The organism is Mucilaginibacter mallensis (assembly GCF_900105165.1).
GTDB classification, from domain to species: Bacteria; Bacteroidota; Bacteroidia; order Sphingobacteriales; family Sphingobacteriaceae; genus Mucilaginibacter; species Mucilaginibacter mallensis.
The window spans coordinates 624,943-647,277 of record NZ_LT629740.1 but is presented as its reverse complement, the minus strand read 5'-3'; the positions used below and the strand labels follow the sequence as shown (position 1 = coordinate 647,277).

Annotated in this window: 15 protein-coding genes; 12 read left to right on the top strand and 3 right to left on the bottom strand. The window is 42.1% G+C overall.

Annotation, left to right across the window (positions count from 1 at the left end; genetic code table 11):
• Positions 1-213: 213 nt before the first annotated feature.
• The 6 genes from nhaA (at position 214) to BLU33_RS02705 (ending at position 10,690) form a co-directional block, all read left to right on the top strand.
• Positions 214-1,512 (top strand): Na+/H+ antiporter NhaA, encoded by a 1,299-nt coding sequence (gene nhaA, locus BLU33_RS02730; RefSeq protein ID WP_091368908.1) that lies wholly within the window; start codon positions 214-216, stop codon positions 1,510-1,512.
• A 784-nt stretch (positions 1,513-2,296) separates the two neighbouring features.
• On the top strand, positions 2,297-2,893 hold the full coding sequence (locus tag BLU33_RS02725) for a TetR/AcrR family transcriptional regulator (RefSeq protein WP_091368905.1): 597 nt from the start codon (positions 2,297-2,299) through the stop codon (positions 2,891-2,893).
• 11 nt (positions 2,894-2,904) lie between these two features.
• Positions 2,905-4,047, top strand: coding sequence for an FAD-dependent oxidoreductase (locus BLU33_RS02720; RefSeq protein WP_091368903.1), 1,143 nt, complete (start codon positions 2,905-2,907; stop codon positions 4,045-4,047).
• A gap of 518 nt (positions 4,048-4,565) precedes the next feature.
• Positions 4,566-5,813: an ROK family transcriptional regulator gene (locus tag BLU33_RS02715; protein WP_091368900.1), complete on the top strand. Its 1,248-nt coding sequence runs from the start codon at positions 4,566-4,568 to the stop codon at positions 5,811-5,813.
• Positions 5,814-5,854: 41 nt separating this feature from the next.
• Entirely contained in the window at positions 5,855-9,031 is a 3,177-nt protein-coding gene (locus tag BLU33_RS02710) for a SusC/RagA family TonB-linked outer membrane protein (RefSeq protein WP_091368897.1), read from the top strand.
• Positions 9,032-9,052: 21 nt separating this feature from the next.
• On the top strand, positions 9,053-10,690 hold the full coding sequence (locus BLU33_RS02705) for a SusD/RagB family nutrient-binding outer membrane lipoprotein (protein WP_091368893.1): 1,638 nt from the start codon (positions 9,053-9,055) through the stop codon (positions 10,688-10,690).
• Positions 10,691-10,972: 282 nt separating this feature from the next.
• On the opposite strand, the gene BLU33_RS02700 is transcribed toward BLU33_RS02705, so the two are convergent.
• Complete coding sequence (locus BLU33_RS02700) at positions 10,973-12,100, bottom strand: glycoside hydrolase family 88/105 protein (protein ID WP_091368889.1); 1,128 nt, start codon at positions 12,098-12,100, stop codon at positions 10,973-10,975.
• Positions 12,101-12,240: 140 nt separating this feature from the next.
• Between BLU33_RS02700 and BLU33_RS02695 the strand changes: the two genes are divergently transcribed.
• Positions 12,241-13,890 carry an ATP-binding cassette domain-containing protein gene (locus BLU33_RS02695; RefSeq protein WP_091368886.1) on the top strand — a complete coding sequence of 550 codons (1,650 nt, stop codon included), beginning with the start codon at positions 12,241-12,243 and terminating at the stop codon, positions 13,888-13,890.
• The gene (locus BLU33_RS02690) at positions 13,877-14,977 is read left to right on the top strand and encodes a glycosyltransferase (RefSeq protein ID WP_091368883.1); all 1,101 of its coding nucleotides are present in this window, start codon (positions 13,877-13,879) and stop codon (positions 14,975-14,977) included. Before BLU33_RS02695 ends, BLU33_RS02690 begins: the two co-directional genes overlap by 14 nt.
• A 188-nt stretch (positions 14,978-15,165) precedes the next feature.
• On the opposite strand, the gene BLU33_RS02685 is transcribed toward BLU33_RS02690, so the two are convergent.
• Positions 15,166-16,302: an amidohydrolase family protein gene (locus BLU33_RS02685; RefSeq protein WP_157682026.1), complete on the bottom strand. Its 1,137-nt coding sequence runs from the start codon at positions 16,300-16,302 to the stop codon at positions 15,166-15,168.
• Between the two features lie 10 nt (positions 16,303-16,312).
• The gene (locus tag BLU33_RS02680) at positions 16,313-17,062 is read right to left on the bottom strand and encodes a class I SAM-dependent methyltransferase (RefSeq protein WP_091368878.1); all 750 of its coding nucleotides are present in this window, start codon (positions 17,060-17,062) and stop codon (positions 16,313-16,315) included.
• A 249-nt stretch (positions 17,063-17,311) separates the two neighbouring features.
• On the opposite strand from BLU33_RS02680, the gene BLU33_RS02675 reads away from it, so the two are divergent.
• From BLU33_RS02675 to BLU33_RS02660, 4 genes are read left to right on the top strand one after another with little or no spacing between them, the layout of a single operon-like run.
• Positions 17,312-18,817 (top strand): B12-binding domain-containing radical SAM protein, encoded by a 1,506-nt coding sequence (locus tag BLU33_RS02675; protein WP_091368874.1) that lies wholly within the window; start codon positions 17,312-17,314, stop codon positions 18,815-18,817.
• An 11-nt stretch (positions 18,818-18,828) separates the two neighbouring features.
• On the top strand, positions 18,829-19,872 hold the full coding sequence (locus BLU33_RS02670) for a radical SAM protein (RefSeq protein ID WP_091368870.1): 1,044 nt from the start codon (positions 18,829-18,831) through the stop codon (positions 19,870-19,872).
• Between the two features lie 3 nt (positions 19,873-19,875).
• Positions 19,876-21,345 carry a B12-binding domain-containing radical SAM protein gene (locus BLU33_RS02665; RefSeq protein ID WP_197684551.1) on the top strand — a complete coding sequence of 490 codons (1,470 nt, stop codon included), beginning with the start codon at positions 19,876-19,878 and terminating at the stop codon, positions 21,343-21,345.
• On the top strand, positions 21,345-22,166 hold the full coding sequence (locus BLU33_RS02660; RefSeq protein ID WP_091368867.1) for a class I SAM-dependent DNA methyltransferase: 822 nt from the start codon (positions 21,345-21,347) through the stop codon (positions 22,164-22,166). The genes BLU33_RS02665 and BLU33_RS02660 overlap by 1 nt, the downstream gene beginning before the upstream one ends.
• The last annotated feature ends 169 nt before the right edge of the window (positions 22,167-22,335 follow it).

Below are 22,335 nucleotides of genomic sequence, written 5' to 3'. Positions count from 1 at the left end.
GTGATTTACCTGATCTTGCCGGAAATAAGCCTGGCATTTTGTAAATATCAGAAAAAGCTTGAAAATTGCAATCGATTGCAAAAACTTTTTTAATATTATTTATGTGACCACATAGTATGGGAAGCATTTTTTCAATAAATACATGATGCTGCAAATAGGACAATTATTTTATCTTTATATCACATCAAATACCCGATCATAAATTCTACCATAATGAGCCAAAAAACTCCGATTGAAAAAATCACTGCCCCTATAAGCAAGTTCATCCACCAGGAACATACCAGCGGGATTGTACTTTTTTTAAGTGTTATAGCTGCCATTGTATGGGTTAACTCGCCTTTTCAGCATTCGTACCATGCACTATGGGACATTCATTTTTCGATGGGCTTTGACAATTATGTGCTCGACCACCCTCTTCACCACTGGATAAACGATGGCCTGATGGCCATATTCTTTTTTGTGATCGGACTTGAATTGAAAAGGGAATTTATGGCGGGCGAGCTGTCAACCATGAAAAAAGCCGCATTACCCATGGTTGCCGCTTTGGGCGGGATGCTGCTCCCTGCCCTTATTTACTTTTTTATAAATAAAGGCACGGCATCTGAACATGGCTGGGGCATACCGATGGCTACCGATATTGCCTTTGCGCTGGCGCTGCTTTCACTTGGCGGTAAACATGTACCGCCGTCTGTAAAAGTATTTTTATCAGCCTTAGCTGTTGCCGATGACCTGGGCGCGGTATTGGTAATAGCCATATTTTATAGCGCACATATATCGCTTCCATTAATAACCATAGGGATTTGCCTGTTAACTATACTACTCATTGGCAATAAGTTAGGGGTACGAAGTATCCTTTTTTACTTAATAATTGGGTTTGGGGTTTGGGTGGCATTTTTACTATCGGGTGTACACGCTACTATAGCCGGTGTATTGGTGGCATTTACTATCCCTGCACGCACCAGGATCGATGAAAAAAAATATGCTAAAGACCTAACGAAGCTGGTGTCTGATTTTGAAGAAGCCGCGCCAAACGATAGTACCCTATCGACCCCGGAGCAACACTATATCATCGAGAAAATAAAAAATCTAAGCACTGAGGCTGAAACCCCGCTACAAAAGGTTGAGTATGCACTCCACCCATGGGTAGCATTTGTGGTAATGCCACTTTTTGCTTTGGCAAATGCCGGTATTGAAATTAACAGCAACTTTTTCTCATCGCTGGTTAACCCGGTGAGCATTGGTATAGTAGCGGGCCTAATATTAGGCAAGTTTGTTGGTGTATTGCTGGCTACCTGGCTGGTAGTAAAATTTGGCGCACAACTGCCTGAAAACTCCAACTGGAAACAAATTGCCGGGGTCGCCCTGCTGGCCGGTGTAGGTTTCACTATGTCGTTATTTATATCCGGACTGGCCTTTGACCATCCTGAAATGGTTGAGCAGGCAAAATACGGGATCCTCTGCGCATCACTTTTAGCCGGCGTGCTTGGCGTTGCTATTTTGAGGAATTCATGAGCTATATTTTATCCATCTCACAGCAAAATCAACCATCTTATTCATAGCAAATTTTTCTTCACAAACTACTTGCAAATGAGCCTGTTTTATACTTATCTTTATATACCAATTGCTCTAAACCCTTAAAATTCAGGAGAAGTCGCCATGAAGAAGAAAATTACTTTAGTTTCTCAGCCTGATAAGACTGAAACTAGTAGCTCAGAATCGCAGTCCTTCCAAAACCCAAACCAAAAAATGTACCGGGATCATAAAATATGTGATCACCATACACACGGGAGGACTAATAAGTTTCCTTTTGGCAGCAGCCACGGGCCGTTATTTTTTTAAGACGGAGTTCATAAGCTTTTTATGCTGTCGCATATGCGCTGGTGTTCCTTTCTTGTCCCCTGCTTTAGGCATTAAAAGGGTATAGCCCGGGAAAGAGAAGCATCTGTATCCCGTACCTATGCACTTTGGGACTCCAAACTTCATCTATTCAATTGTCATCAGTATATCAACAAATATTTTATTTTTATAAGTAAATAAACATTTACTTATATTTGTTTTATTATTTGATATTACACCATAGGTATCGGAGAGGTAATAAAGAGGGTCATATTGAGGCACTCGAAGTATGCGGGCAAAGGCCTTTACGTTAATGCATAACCGTTAATGCATAGTTGGTGATGCCAACGCACATGCTTCGAGAGCCTCAGCATGACACCCTACGCGATATTATTGAAAGAAAATACATATTTCGAACACCTATGGTTCTTACAGGAACAAAAAAGATCATACAGTAACCATGAGGCCAAAAAATTTAGAAAAAGAGCAAGCCATCCGTACCATAGCTTTACAAATTATTGCTGAAGAAGGATTAGAAAATCTGACCATGCAAAAACTTGCCAAAGCTGCCAATATATCCCCGCGTACTATCTACATAAAATACGAAAACAAAGAAGACCTTTTAATAAAGCTGTTTATTGAAGAAGTATTAAGTGCTTATGAAAAGGCGGTGCTGGAAAACTTTAACCCTGATGCGGACTTTGCCGAAGGTGTAAAAAAACTATGGATGAACGGCTTCGGGTATCTTAAAAACAACCGGCATGCTTTCGCTTTGATTCAATATGGAAAATCTTCCCCACTATTAAATAAAGCGTATCAGGAAAAAAACATTAAAGAAGGTGATTTCTTTGGCCCGATACATCAGTTTCTGGAGCTCAATATTGCAGCCGGCATAATTAAGGATTTTCCTCATGAGGTACTCAGGGCATTATTGTTCTCTCCCATAATTGAGCTGGTAAATGAATATTTTGATTACATGAACAGACCAAAACAAATCATAACAGAAGAAACACTTTTAGCCTACTGCGAGGCAGTGGTAAAAGGGATATTAAAATAAAATTTAAACAAATGAACGCTATTAAAAATAAAAAAATAGCCATTGTTGGCGCAGGGCCGGGCGGTTTAACGCTTGCCAGGCTTTTACAAATGAATGGCGCAGATGTAAGGGTTTATGAACGGGATGCTGATAAAGACGCCCGTCCAAAAGGCGCTACGCTGGATCTGCATGAGGAATCGGGTTTGGCAGCATTGCGTGAGGCCGGATTAATGGATGCCTTTATGGCAAATTACCGCCCCGAAGCAGATAAAATGCGTATTGCAGATATGAATGCAAATGTGGTATATGATGACCATGCCAACGAACAGACCGACCGATCGCGCCCGGAGATTGACCGGGGGCCATTGCAAAAGATCCTGCTGGAATCATTGCAACCCGGTACGCTTGTATGGGACAGTCAGTTTTTAACCATGTCGCCGCATAACGATGGCTGGAAACTGGAGTTTAAAAACGACACGTCTGTAACTGCTGATCTGGTGATCGCAGCAGATGGGGCAAACTCAAAGCTGCGCCCTTACATCACGCCTATTAAGCCATTTTATGTGGGTGTTACGGCAATTGAAGGAGCGGTATATAATTCTGAAACTGAAAGCCCCAAAATACATAAGCTATTAAATGGCGGAAAGATATTTGCCATGGGCAATGAGCAATCATTAATTGTGAGCTCAAAGGGCGATGGCAGCCTGGTGTTTTATCCCGGCTTTAAAAAGGAAGAGAACTGGAGCCGCGAATGCGGGATAGACTTTACTGACAAAGCGCAGGTACTTGCCTGGTTTAAACAAGAATATGCAGGTTGGGATAGCTCATGGCTTGAACTTTTTGAAAACTCAAGCTCGGCTTTTGTGGCCCGCCCGCAATATTGTATGCCTCCCGACCAAACCTGGGAGGCTTTGCCTAATCTTACTATGCTGGGTGATGCAGCCCACCTGATGCCCCCATATGCAGGTGAAGGTGTAAATATGGCCATGCTAGATGCATTGGAATTAAGCAGATGCCTTGTCAGCGAAAATTTCGCTGACACACAAGCAGCCATTGCAGCTTATGAAAAACAGATGCGCGCAAGAGCTTCTGAAACTGCAAGGGACACGCTGGAATCAACGGCTGCATTGCACTCGCCGGATGCAATTACTTTCCTTATTAATGTTTTCGGTTAAAAAAGATTGATTTTGACTAAAATATAATAGTCAGCCACATATTTTAATGCAAAAAGCCTCAAAATTGAGGCTTTTTGCATTAATCACGTTTTAGCATCATTTATAATCACATTTTGCAGATACATAAGCAAATTTCTCACCATCTAAATGATCAACCTAATCTTTTGTTATCCATTTCTTAATTTTTAAAAAGAAATAGATCACAAAATTTGATTATCAGCATAATTATTTAATAAAATACGACGGTAAACTGCTCACTGCAAAAAATATAGTCGCAAATACATCCATTTTTTATTTCCTAATTATACCTGTCAACCAAACATTATTAGGTGCAAAAAGCACTTTATATGATATTTAATTATCTTCTAGTAAAAAAATTTCATCTAACGTTAAGTTCAATAAAAAATAAGGATACTTTCATAACTATTTATACTTATTAAATTATTTTAATAAGTATTTTGATTTGTGATTTTATTTTAATTAAGTTTGTTAAACCAAAATCTTAATCTGCGTATTCAATGGAACTTAAACCAAAATTTGTTAAAAGTACTGAACTAAAGAACATGATCGTTAAGCGCCTTTATTTCGACAAGGCCTTATCATGTGCTGACCTTAGTGAACTTTTCGACAAAAGTGTTCCATCCATATCTAAAGCGGTTAATGAACTGATTGATGAAGGTTTTGTAATTGAAAACGGTTATGCACCATCAAGCGGGGGCCGCAGGCCATTGGTTTATTCTATAAGGCCCGAGGCCATGTATATCCTTACCGTGGCAATGGATCAGTTATCAACCCGTATCCAAATGGTTGATCTGGTAAACCGGCCTGTTGCCGATATAGCCGTGTGCGATCTTAAGTTATTAAATAATCCGCATGCCCTGGCTACACTAATCGGGCATATCAACAGCTATATCAACACCACAGGTATACCAAAAGATAAAATTGCAGGGACAGGTATTGGCATGCCCGGCTTTATCAATTCAATCGAGGGTGTAAACTTCACTTATATGGAATCGGGCGATCAAAGCTTAACCCAAGTGATCACCATTAAAACCGGGATACCTACTTATATTGATAACGACTCCAGTTTGATAGCTCTCGCCGAACAAAAATTCGGGATTGCCAAAGCACGCAAGGATGTAATGGTTATAAACCTGGGTTGGGGTATTGGTTTGGGTATGATCATAAACGGCGAGATCTACCGGGGCCATAATGGCTTTGCGGGTGAGTTCAGCCATATCCCACTATCAGAAGATGGCGCACTTTGCACTTGCGGCAAACGTGGTTGCCTCGAGGCTGAGGCATCAATGCTCGTGGTTGCCGAAAAAGCCATAAGAGGCATAAAAAAAGGAAACATATCCAGCTTAAAGAACATCAACATCGCCCAATCAAAAATGGTGGGGGATGCCATCATGGAAGCTGCCAACAGCGGTGACCAGTTTGCTATAGAACTGCTTTCAGATGCCGGCTATAAAATTGGTAAGGCGCTGGCTATCCTCATCCACATCATGAACCCGGCCAGCATAGTACTAAGCGGCAGGGGCGCCGTGGTTGGGAAAATCTTACTGGCACCAATACAACAGGCTTTAAATAAATATTGCATACCACGCCTGGCAAACAGCACCGAGCTGCTCATATCAGACCTGGGTTTTAATGCCGAACTAATTGGCGCTGCCGTATTAGTAATGGAAAATTTTGACAAAGAAATAAAGAACCATTTAATCACCACAAATCAATCAAGTATGGAAAAAACAATGAAAAACTAACAACTCAAACAACTATTAATACAAACTAATTCAATTTAAAAATGAAAAAAATATTACCAATAATTTTATTATTACCATGTGTTGCACTGGGGGCTAATGGCCTTACCAAAGTAAACAGCATGGCTAATAACCGTATCACCACCGTACAAGTACGGCATTTGGGTGATAACAAAGCCTTTACTATAAAAGGTTTTGTACGTGATGCATCAGGACAACCGCTGGCCGGTGTTACTGTAACCATCAAAGGTACCTCAACAGGCACCCAAACTGATATAAAAGGTGCATTCAGCCTTTCGGCAGATCCCGGACAGGTGCTGGTATTCAGCTATATCGGTTATATTAGAAAAGAAGTAACTGTAACAACAAACTCTTTAACTGTCGAACTTGATGAAGATTCAAAACAACTAAGCGAAGTTGTAGTTACCGCTTTAGGTATTAAAAAAGAACGTAAAGCTTTAGGTTATTCAGTTAGTGAAGTAAAGGGAAGCGAACTAACTACAGCACGTGAGGTAAACTTTGCCAATTCATTAGAAGGTAAAGTTGCTGGTGTTAACGTTAGTACCATATCAGGTGGCCCGGCTTCATCTGTAAACATCAACATTCGTGGTGCAGCAAGTGTAACTGGTTTTAACCAGCCTTTGTATGTAATCAATGGTATTCCAATGAACAATATTGACAATACCCAAATTGTAGGTTTATCAATGAATGGCGGCGGTGAATATTCAAACTCACCAGACCAGGGCGACGGTATCGGTAACATCAACCCCGATGATATTGAAACCATATCGATCCTTAAAGGTGCGGCAGCATCTGCGCTGTATGGCGCAAGAGCAAAATTTGGCGTTGTATTGATCACCACAAAAACAGGCAGCAGCAAAGGTACTGTTGAATTTAACTCAAATTACCAGGCAGACAACGTAATTAACCCTACTGATTACCAATATGAATATGGTAATGGTGCACAAGGTGTAAAACCGACTACGCCTACAGCTGCATTTAATGCAGGTAACAGTAGCTGGGGTGCTAAATTAGACGGATCAAATGTTATGCAATTTGACGGCGTAGCCCGTCCTTATGTGGCACAAAAAAATAATTTTGACGAGTTCTATCGCACAGGAAGCACATTTACAAACACCGTTGCTTTTGGTAAAGCATATGACCTTGGCGCATTTCGTTTTTCGGCAAGTGATCTTCATAATGAAGCCCCGACACCTAACTCGGGTTATGACAGAAGGACTTTCAACTTTGGAGGGAACTTTAGTCCGATTAAAAGATTAATGGTTGACGCGCATGTTAACTTTACCAATGACGCTGCAACCAACAGGCCAATATTGGGCGACGGTGCGGGTAACTCTGCTTACCAGCTATTGTTTTTACCAACCAGCGTAAACGTAAACAACCTGAACCCTGGCAGCAAAGGTACTGTAACCAGCCAGGACATTCAGAACGGATACACCGGAGCCGCGCTTGGCAACGAGCTTTTATTTGCAAATAACAACTACGCTACTAACCCATGGTTTGCAGCACAACAATTTGTTAATAACAGCAGCCGTAACCGTATAATAGGTTCAGCAAGCGTGCGTTACACTTTCGATAATGGCTTATTTGCGCAGGTACGTATTGGTGAAGATTATTACACTGAGCGCTATACTAATATTGTACCTAATGGTACAGGCTATTATGCGCAGGCAAATCAAAATTTGGGCGAAACATTTGATAATGTAGGTGAATTTAATACAGATTTCCTTATTGGTAAAGATTTTAAAATACATGATTTCACTATCACCCCTAACGTTGGCGGAAATATTGAAAAACAAAGGATCGAATCAACAACAGAATCTGGTGTAGGTTTTGTAATACCTTATGTATATACCATAAGCAATACCAAATCAAAATCAATCGCTTATGCTGATGACAAATCAGATATCAATTCTCTTTACGGAACGTTGGCTCTATCATATAAATCACTTATTTATATAGAAGGTTCTGCCCGTTCAGATTGGTTTTCAACAATAGCGTCATCTGAATCACCAAATAATAAATTAAGCATCCTATACCCTTCAGTTAGCGGTTCATTCGTATTTACTGAATTGTGGAAACCTACCTGGCTTGACTTTGGTAAGATCAGAGCTGGTTGGGCAAATGTAGGTGGTACAACACAAACGCCATATCAAACTTTACTAAATTATGGCCTTTCGCCTGTACAATTAAACGGCATGCCATTAGGTATAATTACCAACACTGCAACGCCTAACAGCGATCTTAAACCATCAGATGCAAGTGAACTTGAAATTGGTACAGAGTTACATACGCTTAACAGCCGTTTAAACTTTGATGTAACCTGGTACAACAAATTATCTAAAGATGAGATCATAACAGCTCCTGCATCTATAACATCAGGCTACCAGGGCGCCGTATTAAATATTGGTAAAATCAGAAATAAAGGATGGGAAGTTTTAGTAACTGGTGTTCCTGTAAAAATGAAGGACTTTACCTGGACATCATCAGTAAATTTTGCTTATAATGCTAATACTGTTGTAGCATTAGCAGCAGGTCAATCTTCTTTACCGGTGGCCTATTCACGTACCGCAGTTGGTTTTACTACCGACGTAGTTGGCATGGCTGCTGACCAGGTTCAGGCATTCGATTACAAACGCGATGCTTCAGGCAACATTGTAGTTGATCCGACCACAGGCATTCCTGTACAAGGTGCCTTAAAAAATTACGGATCGGCTTATGGCCCATGGAGCGGTGGTTTCAGCAACGACTTCAAGTACAAAAATTTCGATCTTTCATTCCTGATCGATACTAAATTAGGTGGTAAAATATTTGCCGGTGATGAATATTATGCTTACTACAACGGTTTAAGTAAAGCTACTTTACCTGGCCGTGAAACAGGATTTGGCCCGGGCGACAAAACAACTGCTGAAACTTATTATACTACACTTGCTAATAATGTTTCAGGTCAGTTTGTTCAAAACGACAGTTATATCAAATTCCGTCAGATCACTTTAGGTTACAACTTCCCGGCATCCATGTTTAACAACAAGATACAGGGCATAAACCTTAGCCTGGTTGGCCGTAACTTGTTTTACATCATGAAGAAAACCACTGATATTGATCCGGAGTCGAGCTATGGAACCCTATCTCAAGGTTTGCAGTTAGGTGATCAATTACCTACCAGAACATTTGGATTAAGCCTGAATGTTAAATTTTAGTAACGATTAATCTTAATTAAAATGAAAAAGAAATTAATTACATATAGCAGCCTGCTAACAATGGGACTATTCCTTGCGACAGGTTGCACCAAGAATTTTGATAAATTAAATACGGATCCTACTGCATTTAGTGCATCAAATTTTGATCCTAATTATTTGTTAACCACGGCTCAACTGAATTATACAGGTAGCCAGGATTTTAGCTATGATACATGGCGTGCTGATCTTATATACTGTTCAGACATGATACAAGGTACAGCAACTTCAATCGGTTATTGGGCAGGTGATAAATACTTATCAAACCCTGATTACCTTGCTGCATACTGGCAAAGTGATGGTGGTGGTGATGGCGCTTACGCTGAACAGGTAAAACCAATTGTTGATATGGTTACTACCACAACCGGCGTAGCTAAATACAATAACTTGCATCAGATAGGCCGTATAATGAAGGCTTTAATATTTGAACGTATTACCGATCTGTACGGTGATGTGCCTTACTCACAAGCTGGTGACGGCTACTACGGTAAAATATTATTCCCGGTTTATGATAAACAACAAGCTATTTACACTAGCCTGATTTCTGAACTACAGGATGCAACTTCAAAATTAGATCCAAATGGCGATATACCTACTGGTGATGCTATTTATGGTGGCAACATTGGTAAATGGCAACGTTTTGGCAACTCATTATTACTGCGTGTTGCTATGCGTTTAAGCAAGGTTGACCCTGCTACTGCTAAAACTGTTGTACAATCAGTTGTTGGTAAAACAATGACTGGTAATAGCGATGATGCCTTCCTTATACATGACCCAACTGGTGGCCGCCCTACAGTTAACCGTGTTAGCCAGGTATTACAAGGCGGCCCGGAAAACCAATATGTGAAATGGTCAGAAAGATTTATTGACATTTTACAGGGTAAAGTAAAACGCACCGATCCAATCGATCCGGTTCCAGATCCGCGTTTAGCTGTTATATCAGTTACCAATTATACAATTGGTACTACTACCCCTGCCGGTGATGCTACCCCGGCCGACCAAAAAGGACAACCAAATGGCTATGACCTTAGCGGTACACCAGGCTTAACCTTAGGTTCAGCTCCAGGGTTTACTACACTTGGCGATTACTCATGCCCAAGCACCTATTTAACTCAATTAGGCTCGCCAACAATTATATTAACTTATGGCGAAACTGAGCTTTTATTAGCTGATGCTGCAGAACGCTTTGGTATTGGTGGCAGCGCTGCTTCCCATTATACAAATGGTGTTACAGCTGCCATGACCTACCTTACCGAGTACGATCCAAAAGCACTTGTTACCCCTGCACAGGCTGCCACTTACTTAGCGGCTCACCCTTACGTTGCCGGTGAAACAGGCTTAAATATGATTAATACGCAATATTGGGAGCTCACCAACACGATGATGGATTTTTACGAATCATGGTGTAACTGGAGAAGGACATCATCAAAGGCTAATCCTTTGGGATACCCTAATTTAACTCCGGTTGTTTACCCTGGTAATGCTACAAACGGTACTATTCCACGCCGTTTCCCATACCCAACAGTTGAGGCTGCCAACAACCCAACTAACTACACTGCCGCGCATAATGCTGTACCCGGAGGGGACACTATGACAGGCCTTGTTTGGTGGGATGTACAATAAGATAATAGGTTGATTAGGTTGCTTGAATCCCCGCCTCGGCGGGGGTTCTTTTTTAACATTTAACTAATCATTTAAACAAAAAGAGCCGCTTAATAAGAGGCTCTTTTTGTTTATGAATTACAGGTGTTCGGAAGATTAAGAAAGGATGTCATGCTGAGGCACTCGAAGCATGCGGGCAATGGCCTTTACGCTTACCCTTCGAGTGCCAGGGTGACCCTACGCTCCATATTTGCAAGAAATCAAATCTTCCGAACACCTATGGTTTATAAATAACCAATTATTTCATTTCATATGCCCAACATACTTATACAACTGCGTACCTGTTAACAGGAAAGCGCCTACACCATAAATTTCGGTGCTGTTCTCATCCACCTTATCAGGTGCCGCGCCTACGTGTTGAATATAGCCCAGCATACCATCGGGGTGTACTGCTGCTGATAATGCGGTCCATGCTTTTTGTACTACAGGCCAATAGGTTTGCTTATCAAGGATACCATTATTTAAGCCCCAAAGCAGTGAATAGGTAAAAAATCCAGTGCCGCTGGTTTCCTTAATAGGATAACTTGCCGGATCGAGCAATGAAGCGTGCCAGCTGCCATCCGGTTGTTGTAAGCCTGCAACACGCGCTGCCATATCCTTATATAGCTGGATGAATTTTGGCCTGTCGGGATAATTGGCGGGCATATTATCAATAACCCTTACCAAACCAGCCATTACCCAGCCATTACCGCGCGACCAGAATACTTTTTGTCCGTTCTTTTCCTTTTTATTGAGATAGCTACCATCCCTGAAATAAAGGTGTTCGGCAGGATCATATAAATAATCATAGGTTTTCCACCACATTTTTACAGCAAAATCAAGGTATTTTTGATCGTGTGTAGCTGTATACAGATAGCTGAAACTGGTTGGCCCCATAAACATGGCATCACACCAGGCCCATTCCCGCTGCGAAATATTGTTTTTCCATTCCAGTGATTCGGTATGCGGTTGTGCTATAATGCTATCAGCCTGCTCCCTGAATTTGGTTATCATCTCTTTATCGCCATACATTTTATATAAGATGGCATAAGTTTGGGCTATGCAATAATCATCGGCCATAAAACGGCGCGGACCGGTTTGCCAGTTTAATGAATTGCCCAGGTGCAGCAGGCAGCTCAGGCTGGTGTCTGTCTTGCTTAGCTTACCCAGTTCCAGCATTCCGGTATAGCCTGCGGCATTGGTCCAATCGTACTTGGGCCATTGTGAGCCCTTTGTTTGCCAGGTATTGAATTGCCATGCAGAAACGCGTTCCATGGTTTTTAAAATATTGGCGCGCTTAAAAAGTGTGTCGGTTTTTTGTGCCGATGCAGTAAAGCTGCAGGCTATTGCCGCGCCGAGCAGTAATATTTTTTTGGCGGATAAATTATTCATACGGTTTAATAATTGGATGTATTCAAAATGTGAAACTACTATTTAATTCACTTTTATACTACGGTTAAATGAAAATCAGCAGGCAACCATCGCCTACTGGCAGCCGTAATGTTTAATACTTACCAAGTCCGGACATTATTTTGAAGCTCATCATCATCCAGGTATTAAAACTGCTCAATGCGGAGGAACGGTCGCGCATCTTCCGGCTTATTCTGTTTGATGTGATCATCAGTTTGCTTGATATTGCCTTTCTGGCTTTACTGTTATGGGTCATCAGCTTTTATACAGGCAAAAGCAGTTCACTCAATTCCGGCCTATCGCATTTGCCATTAGCTAATCCTATCCTCACTATCGGCATCTTTTTCATACTTTTCAGTATAAAAAACTGGTTCGGTTACCGGATATTGAAATTCCAGCATCATTTTTTTTATGATGTGGCCACGCGCCTGTCTAAAAAAAACATGTTGTACTACCTGCGTAACGATTATCTGCAATTTGTTAATGTTGATTCATCGGTGCGCATCAGGCAGATCAGCCAGCAGCCTATCGAATTTAGTCATTATATACTTACCAACCTGCAACAGATAGCCACGCAAAGCTTGCTGATATTGTTTACGGCTTGCGCCATTATATTTTACCACCCGGCTTTGTTTTTATTGCTGCTGCTATTTTTAGTCCCCCCGGTTATTTTTTTAGGGCAGAGGATCCGCAAGCGATCAAAACAATTGCGGGGTGAAACACAGGCAGTAAGTCAAAAATCGATACAGTATTTACAGGAATCATTATCAGGTTATGTGGAAAGCAACATTTATGGCAAAAGCAATTTCTTTACCGGGCGCTATCACGAGCACCAGCAGGCTTTAAATAATAACCTGGCATCGCAGCAAACTTTATTGAGCCTGCCTACCCGGTTAGTGGAAATATTTGCGGTATTAGGTGTATTTATATTGGCTTTAGTAAATAAATACAACACCGGCATAGCTGCGCCCGATCTGTTTACCATTGGTGTATTTTTAGCTGCTGCTTATAAAATCATCCCCGGAATGATCAAGATATTGAACAGTGCCGGGCAAATAAAAACCTATCAGCCTGTTTTAAACGACCTATTAGGTTTTGGAAATACCGCATCTACCAAAACCAAACCTGCTGAACCTATAGAAAGTATCCGGTTTGATGAGGTTGATTTCAAATACAATCAGGAACCTGTTTTACAGGACCTTAGTTTCGATCTAAAAAAAGGTGACATGGCTGGTTTATGGGGGCAATCCGGCAGCGGCAAGAGCACGCTGATCCATTTGTTGAGCGGGTTTCTATCGCCGAAAAAAGGGAGTATTAGCTTTAATGATGCGATAAATATAAAGGATTACCGTGCTCGCATATCCTATGTAAAACAGCAGCCTTATTTTATACATGATACACTTTTAAAAAACATTACGCTGGATGATGCAGGTTATCGTCCGCATAAAATAAGTGAGGTAATAGATTTTTGCGGGCTGGACAGTTTGCTGCAAACCTACCCCGATGGCATGAATACCATTATCACCGAAAACGGCAAGAACCTGAGCGGCGGGCAACGGCAGCGGGTAATGCTGGCCAGGGCGCTTTACCATGATTTTGACGTACTGATACTGGATGAACCCTTCAGCGAAATGGATGAAGAATCTGAAATCGACATATTATTAAAACTGCAAAAACTGGCTGCACAGGGCAAAATCATTATCCTCATCACCCACAATAAAACCAGCCTTGATTATTGCAACCAAACCATCAACCTGAATGAATACGCATGAAACTTTGGTCATATTAACACCGGGTTTCCCGGCTGATGAGGATGACAGTACCTGCATACCCCCTCAGCAATTATTTGTTAAGGCGCTGAAAAAACAAAAGCCGGAACTGAATATTATTGTCATCAGCTTTCAATATCCTTTTGAAGTCAGGCAATATACTTGGCATGACATGCAGGTGATAGCTTTGGGGGGCAGAAGCCGGGGTAAGCTATATCGTAGGGCATTGTGGCTGAAAGTTTGGCGAACGTTAAAGCAACTGAATAGGCAGCACCAAATTATTGGTCTGCTTAGTTTTTGGATGGGCGAATGCGCTTTTATTGGCAATCGCTTTGCCAATAAATACGGGCGAATGCATTATTGTTGGGTGCTTGGGCAGGATGCAAGAACGGGAAATAGATTTGTACGACTGATTAACCCAAAAGGTGAGCAACTGATCGCTTTATCCGATCAGTTAGCGCGGGAGGTTGAGGTTAATTACGGCATTGTACCTAAGCATATTATTCCGCCGGGAATTGATACATCGATGTTTGGAACACCGGCAACTAAACGAGATATTGACCTGATGGGTGCTGGCTCATTGATCCCGCTTAAACAGTATGAACTGTTTGTAGATGTGGTTAAAAAGCTGACTATCCAATTCCCACATATTAAGGCGGTCATTTGCGGTAGAGGACCAGAGATGGAAAGATTAAAACATCAGATCATCAGACTAAAGCTGGAAAACAATGTAAAACTAACAGGCGGGTTAACGCATGGCGAGGTTTTGGCCATGATGCAGCGGACCAAAGTATTTTTACATACATCGGCCTATGAAGGCTTCGGTATGGTTTTGAGTGAGGCGCTTTATGCAGGTGCGCAAGTAGTAAGTTTGGTTAAGCCGATGGATTTAATGCCTGAGGAATTTCATCAGGGTAAAAATGAGAATGAATTAGTTGGGCTGGTTAGTGGATTTTTGGATGATAAAGATTTAAAGCATGAACCTGTTTTGTTTAATCCGATTGAATGTATCGCTGATAAGGTTACTGAATTATTTATTAACGATGATTTAACCACAGAGGGCACGGAGATTTTACACAGAGGTCACTGAGGCTTATATATGATTTTTCTTTGTGTTCTTTGTGAATGCCTTTGTGTTCTCTGTGGCCTCTCTTGCGCTCGTCTGTGACGAGTGCTTAATATGTTTTGGCGATTGCATCGCCAGTCGCGTTACAAACGCTAACCCAGTTTAAGCACTCGTCACAGACGAGCGCAGTTATCAATTTTTGTGTGGAATTTTTAAGATTTGGCAGGCACTATCTCAACAGGCAACTGCGCTTCGGGATAATATTTCTTTATGGCTTTGATCACCCCGGTAAGGTCGCCTTGCACATATTTGTAGCTGTCGCCTATTTTTATAAGGGAATATTTCCTTTGTTTCAAACTTGTAGCTATACTGGGGTACAGCTCAGCGTCAATCAACCTGATACGGCCTTTGCTCATCACCAGCAATATATCAGCAGGATTTGTGGCGAAGAAGGCATCCATATGCTCTGTTTCCTTCTTTTTGGCAATGACGATATCAGCAGTATAACCTAAAAATAATGTCCCTGTATGCCCTCCCCATATACCTGCGGCAGTGCTGTTGAGCGAATGGTATAACTCTATATCATGCAGCATCAGGTTTTTTTGCGCCAGGCGGATGTGATCCCAGATATTCCATCTTCCAGTAAGCGTGGAATCGGTGCCGAACAGAATTTTTGTATCCAGCTTTAGCTCATTGATCGGGGCGGTTTTATTGAGCAGGTAATAATTAGACTCGGGGCACCAAACCAGCGCCTTAAATTGCCGGGCCTGTTCCGATCGCATGGCTACACCATGTATGGCTATGAGGTCGCGTTTCAGCAGGTTCCATTTTAACAGGGTATCAATTTCCTTTTTTGCTGCGCGATCAGTCCCTTCGCCAGCATGAATCACTACCGGGAGTTTTCTTTTGAAGGGATTATTCAGGCGCAGCCGCCAGTACCTGTCAAAACCTACCGAATGCAGATCATGCTTACGTTCATAAATATTGATGAGCTTATTTTTTATACCTACATTTTTACCATGGTTAAGTACTGTTGTTACCCCGGCAATCAGGTTCTTGTACATTCCCCATTTTTCGCGCAAAGGCTGGGGTATCTTTAAAACAGCATCAATTTCAGCTTTATAATTACTATGCAGATGTTTACCCCACTCACTGTAATTTTTGTAGGTATCCGTACCAAGTTGGGGAAACAAATTAAAATCAAGGTGATCGTGTGAGTTGATCAATCCCGGGAAAACAATGGCATTTTCAAAAGTTAATCCGCTGGTATTTTCACTTGCTGAGGATGTTATGGCCGTTATCTTTTCACCCTCAACATTTATATTTACGTTTTGGCCGGTATCAGCCATTATCAAATTATTAAGCCACATCGCCACGTTTTAAATAGATACCATATATCACGGGAAAACCCTTGTATTTATTATAAACCGGCAGCGCATTTTGCTTTTCGTAATAGTGCTTCATCGTTTCATCTATTATCAATTCCTCTTGTCCGGTTAAATGAAAATCATAGCGCTGCAAAATTTCTACAATGCTGAATACCGGGTGCACATAGTTTTTTACGGCGATGCTTTTATGCTCGTGCTTAAAGGTACGCTGCCCGCCATAGGCTAAAATACGGGGATGAAAATCGGTGATCATGATCTCCGCATCATACTTTAAGATCCTGCTCCAAGCCTGCATGGCGGCGTCAATATCTTCAATATGGGCCACGGTAAGGGTTGATACGATCATATCAAACGAAGCATCGGGCACATCAGAAAAAAGGTCATCGGTAATACGCTTTACATTCGATTCAGGGAATTTTCCCTTCAGCTTACTCAGCATCCCCGCTGATACATCAAAGCCGGTTAATTCCATTGGCTTTCTGCCCAGTAATTTTGACCAGTGCCTGCCCGACCCGCAGCCGATATCCGCCACCAGCTTATTACTGATATTGGTATTATGAAGCATGTTGCTGAATAATTGCTCATCCAGGTCGATCATCAAGTTGCCGGGCTGGTCGTCATAATTAGCCGACCAGATATCATACGCCTCAGCACTCCCCTTTTCAATTACATGCGATGGTACAACATGGCTTTTAATATAGTTTTTTATGGCTGCTATCATGTTAAGCGGGTTTATTAATAATTACGCTATTTTTTTTGCTACGGTTGCCCAATGCACACATTTATTTATCCCGACAGGCAACCACCGCAATTTTTGGAGCGTAATTACTACAGAAGAACGGATGTAGAAGTGAAAAGGAAAATTAGTGTCGTGCTATAAAACGTTTACTTCTGTAAGGGGAAAGAGGCGGAAGGGATTTCTCATGGTCCCTTCCATACTCTGATTTTAATTGCCATAGTTGTTGTATTTATGAATAAAGTTTTGCTGTTTAACCCGAAAAGCGCCGAGAAAAAATACCGGATTCCGAACTCTATTTTAAACATCGCCGCCTCGGTTGATGGCAAATATAATTGGGCTATTATTGATGGTAATTGTGAGGCCAATCCGATACAAAAAATAGAATCGTACCTGAATACCGGCGAATACAAATACCTGGGCTTTACCGTAATGCCCGGCCCGCAACTAAGGCAGGCCATTATAGCAGCGAAGATCGTTAAAGAAAGATTCCCGCATACTAAAATGATCTGGGGCGGGTATTTTCCGTCGAATCATTCGGATTCTGTATTGTATTCGGGTTATGTTGATTTTATTATCAATGGCCCCGGGGATCATGCTTTTCCTTTACTGATCGATGCGCTGGAAAACGACCAGCCTTTTGAGTTTATCAAAAATTTGATCTATAAGGATAGCAGGGATGGCAAGATCTTTAAAACGGCCAAAGAAGACCTCATCGACCAGGATTCATTGCCCCCGTTACCTTATGATAAGCTGAACAATTTTTATAACCTTACCAAGTTTCTGGGGAAAACATATTTGGGCCAAAAGACTATGGCTTATCACTCCAGTATTGGTTGCCCGTTCACCTGTTCCTTTTGCGCCGTAGTGCCTATTTATGAAGCAAGATGGAAGGCAAAATCAGCCCAGAACGTTTATAAAGACGTAAAATATATTAAGGATAAATGGGGCGCGGATTCGATAGAGTTTCATGATAATAACTTCTTTGTATCAGAGAAACGGGCGGTTGAATTTTCAAGATTGATAGCACCCGAAAACATGACCTGGTGGGGAATGGCGCGGATTGACACCATGAGTAAATTCAAGGATTCATCGTTACAAGCCATTCGCGACGCAGGTTGTAAGTGCATATTTTTTGGTGCCGAAAGCGGCAACAACGCCATACTGGAGCAGATGGACAAAGGCGGCACCCAAACCGGCGACCAGATCATAGAGTTTGCTGAGCGGCTAAAGAAATTCGACATTATACCTGAATATTCCTTTGTATTGGGTACACCCGCGCCAACGCCTGAGCAGGTACAGGCACAGATAGACTTTGAGATAGATTTTATAAAACAGGTAAAGGCGGTGAACCCCAAAACGGAGATCATCATTTATACCTATAGTCCGGTGCCAACGCCGGGGTCTGAATTATACAAGCAGGTATTAGAAAGCGGTTTTAAATTCCCACAAACTTTGGAGGACTGGATCAGCCCGGCCTGGGAAAATTTCGATCTGCGCAAAAACCCGCTTACGCCCTGGTTAACGCCGGAGATGATAGACAAGATCAGAAACTTTGAAACGGTACTGAACGGCGTTTACCCAACGGTAACCGATATCCGTATGAGCGAGCTGAAAAAGAGAACTATCAGGCTGCTATCAGGCATCAGGTACCGGGCAAATTTGTACCAGTACCCTTATGAGATAAAGCTGTTGCAACGATTCTGGAAATATCGCCAGCCGGAGATACAAGGCTTTTAAACTGAATAACATTGAAAACATTATATCATACCTTCAAGCGGTATCGCACACTGCAAACGCACAAAATAAGCGCCATGCCTATTGTGATACTGATGCCGCACAGCGCCTGCAATTGCCGCTGCGTAATGTGTGATATATGGAAGGATAACAAAAACCTGAAGCAGCTAACAACTGATGATGTAAGCAAACTGATGATATCGCTTAAAAAGCTGGATACACAACGGGTGCTGATGTCGGGCGGGGAAGCGTTGCTGAATAAGAACTTTTTTAAGCTGTGTGAGATCCTGAAAAGCGAAGACATCAAGATCACTTTGTTAACCACCGGACTATCCATAAAACAGCATGCGAATAACATTTTGCAATGGGTGGATGATGTGATCGTTTCCCTCGATGGTGATGAATTGCTGCATGATGCCATACGCAATATCCCGGGCGCATTTGCCAAAATGCGGGAGGGTGTTGCGCATATCCGTTCCATTAACCCTAACTATCAAATTACAGCCCGGACGGTGATACACCGTTTAAATTTCAGGAACTGGCCGGCTATTATTAACGCGGCGAAGCAGATGGGTCTTAACCAGGTAAGTTTTTTACCTGCTGATGTAAGCAGCCACGCCTTTAACCGCCAGCAAGCATGGGATGGGCAAAAGCAATCGGAGATCTTATTATCCGGATACGAGATAACAGAACTGAGAATCATTATCGACCAGCTATTAATCGACTGCAAAACTGACTTTGACAGCGGTTTTATAGCTGAAAGCCCGGCTAAGTTTAAAGATATTTATAATTATTATGCTGCGTTTTACGGGTTGAATGAGTTCCCGTTCAAAAAATGTAATGCCCCATGGGTATCGGTAGTTATTGAGGCCGATGGCAGCATTAAGCCCTGCTTTTTTATGGATAGCATTGGCAATATTGCCGATACCGATTTGGCAAGCGCGCTGAACAGCAAGGAGGCGATCAGCTTTAGAAAATCACTCGATACCAGCGGGCACCCTACCTGTGTTAAATGTGTTTGCTCACTTAATTTATCACCCTTAACCAATGTTGCTTAAGCCATGGATAAATTGAATAATATACTTTTTACCCATTCCTATTTTTTACGGTTCGACCCTAAACAGTGGTCGCTAGGCTTGCCTTATGCACCGCTGGGCACTTTATATGCCGCTGCGGTAATGCGCGATAATGGTTACAACGTTTCACTTTGTGATACCATGTTTGCCACCGGTCCGGAAGTTGTGTTACCTTACATTACCCAGCAGCAACCCGGCTTTTTTGTGCTGTATGATGATGGCTTTAATTACCTCACCAAAATGTGCCTCACCAATATGCGCGAGGCTGCTTTCACCATGTGCAAAATGGCTAAGGGAAATGGCTGCACGGTAATTGTATCCAGTTCTGATTCAACCGACAGGTATGCGCAATATTTAAATGAAGGTGCTGATTTTGTGATCATCGGCGAAGCGGAGCACACGTTATTAGAATTGGTGAATGCGCTAAAAAATGGTGAAGATCATCAGCAGATAAACGGATTGGCTTATTTAAAAGATGGCTCGCCGCATAAAACATTGGGGCGCCCTGTTTTAAAAGATCTGGATAGCCTGCCCCTGCCTGCCTGGGATTTGGTGGATATAAAATCCTATCGCGATAGCTGGATGAAGAACGCGAGCTATTTTTCGGTGAATATGAGCACTACGCGCGGCTGCCCCTTTAAGTGTAACTGGTGCGCGAAGCCTATTTATGGTAATAGGTATAACTCCCGCAGTCCGCAGCATGTAGTTACTGAACTGCTGTTATTAAAGCAGCTTTTTAACATGGACCATGTATGGTTTTGTGATGATATTTTTGGTTTGAAGCCCGACTGGGCCATTGAGTTTGCCCGATTGGTGGAAAAGGAAGGTCTGCATTTCAGGTATAAAATACAATCACGCGCTGATCTTTTACTGGAAGAGGAAACGGTGCACGCGCTGGCTATTTCCGGTTGTGAAAACGCATGGATAGGCGCCGAAAGCGGATCACAAAAAATATTAGATGCCATGGACAAGGGCATTACAGTGGAACAAATAGGCATTGCTACCAAACTGATGAAAGAGCAAGGTATTAAGCCATCATTTTTTATACAATTTGGTTATCCCGGCGAGGTGAAGGAGGATATTAATCTCACCATTAACATGATCAATTCGTTACTGCCGTATGAGATAGGCATTTCCGTATCTTATCCGCTGCCCGGCACCAGGTTCTACGAAAAAGTAAAAGCAGATCTGGTTAAAAAAACCAACTGGACCGACTCTGATGAGATGGCGCTGATGTTCAGCAATACTTTTGCACCGGCATATTACAAGCAGCTGCATAAGTATGTGCACCAGAATTATCATGCGCACCTAGCTAAATATAACCTGAAGAAGTTTATTAATGATCCACTACGGTCAAACCTTAAATTGTTGAAAAAAGCGGCATCTGTAGTTTACCATATCCCGGCCATGTTCATCGCCATGAAGAAATTGAAACAACTGGAGAAGATAGCCTAATGGAAAGTATTGAATTACCTGTTAATGAAACGATGGCGGCAACGGCCTTTAGTCGCCAGGCGCCGGTGTTCGACGATATTTATTCCGGTAATACCATTGTCAGTTATAAAAGATGGCGGGTAAGATCACATGCTTTGAATCATTTGCCGGAACAGGGCAGCATATTGGAATTAAATTGCGGTACCGGCGAGGATGCCTTATTCTTTGCGCAAAATGGGTTTAAAGTACACGGTACAGATCTCTCTACCGGGATGCTGGAGCAGTTTGCGCAAAAAACATCGGGCCATCGTGATAAAGTAAGCTTTGAACAATGCTCATTTACCGAACTCGGCGAGTTACAAAATAAAGGACCATATGATATGATATTCTCCAATTTTGGCGGATTGAATTGTACCGGGGAATTGGACAAAGTATTGGCCTCATTTGATGATTTATTAAAACCGGGTGGCGTGGCCACACTGGTTATTATATCCAAATTTAGCTTGTGGGAAACTTTGCTGGTTTTTAAGGGAAAGTTTAGAACTGCCTTCAGGCGGTTCTTTAGCAGCAAGGGCCGAAAGGCCCGTGTGGAGGGTGAGTATTTTAAATGCTGGTATTATAACCCGGGTTATGTGAGGGATAAACTGGGCGATGGATTTGAATTATTAGGTATTGAAGGGCTTTGCACTATTGTACCGCCATCGTATATTGAAAATTTCGCGGAGAAGCATCCGTCGCTTTATCGCTTCTTGGTAAAGCAGGAAAACATGTTTAAGAGTAGCTGGCCGTGGAAGTTTGTGGGAGATTATTATATTATTTCTTTTAAAAAAAGTAGAGCATAGGGTGTCATACTGAGCGGCAGTCGAAGTATGAGCGTAGAGGCCTTTGCCCACATGCTTCGACTAGCGCTCAGCATGACAGCCGCGCGCGTTGATTTGCATAGTATAGTTAGGGATTGCTTCGTACCTCGCAATGACGCGCGGGAGAAGGAAAGCGTAAATTCATTCCATT

Bases quoted from the DNA above. Each gene is read 5' to 3' on its own strand.
- BLU33_RS02675 (WP_091368874.1), top strand. From the start codon at position 17,312: ATGAATAAAGTTTTGCTGTTTAACCCGAAAAGCGCCGAGAAAAAATAC.
- BLU33_RS02720 (WP_091368903.1), top strand. From the start codon at position 2,905: ATGAACGCTATTAAAAATAAAAAAATAGCCATTGTTGGCGCAGGGCCG.
- BLU33_RS02700 (WP_091368889.1), bottom strand. From the start codon at position 12,100: ATGAATAATTTATCCGCCAAAAAAATATTACTGCTCGGCGCGGCAATA.
- BLU33_RS02680 (WP_091368878.1), bottom strand. From the start codon at position 17,062: ATGATAGCAGCCATAAAAAACTATATTAAAAGCCATGTTGTACCATCG.
- BLU33_RS02715 (WP_091368900.1), top strand. From the start codon at position 4,566: ATGGAACTTAAACCAAAATTTGTTAAAAGTACTGAACTAAAGAACATG.
- nhaA (WP_091368908.1), top strand. From the start codon at position 214: ATGAGCCAAAAAACTCCGATTGAAAAAATCACTGCCCCTATAAGCAAG.
- BLU33_RS02685 (WP_157682026.1), bottom strand. From the start codon at position 16,302: ATGGCTGATACCGGCCAAAACGTAAATATAAATGTTGAGGGTGAAAAG.
- BLU33_RS02710 (WP_091368897.1), top strand. From the start codon at position 5,855: ATGAAAAAAATATTACCAATAATTTTATTATTACCATGTGTTGCACTG.
- BLU33_RS02725 (WP_091368905.1), top strand. From the start codon at position 2,297: ATGAGGCCAAAAAATTTAGAAAAAGAGCAAGCCATCCGTACCATAGCT.
- BLU33_RS02660 (WP_091368867.1), top strand. From the start codon at position 21,345: ATGGAAAGTATTGAATTACCTGTTAATGAAACGATGGCGGCAACGGCC.
- BLU33_RS02665 (WP_197684551.1), top strand. From the start codon at position 19,876: ATGGATAAATTGAATAATATACTTTTTACCCATTCCTATTTTTTACGG.
- BLU33_RS02705 (WP_091368893.1), top strand. From the start codon at position 9,053: ATGAAAAAGAAATTAATTACATATAGCAGCCTGCTAACAATGGGACTA.
- BLU33_RS02690 (WP_091368883.1), top strand. From the start codon at position 13,877: ATGAATACGCATGAAACTTTGGTCATATTAACACCGGGTTTCCCGGCT.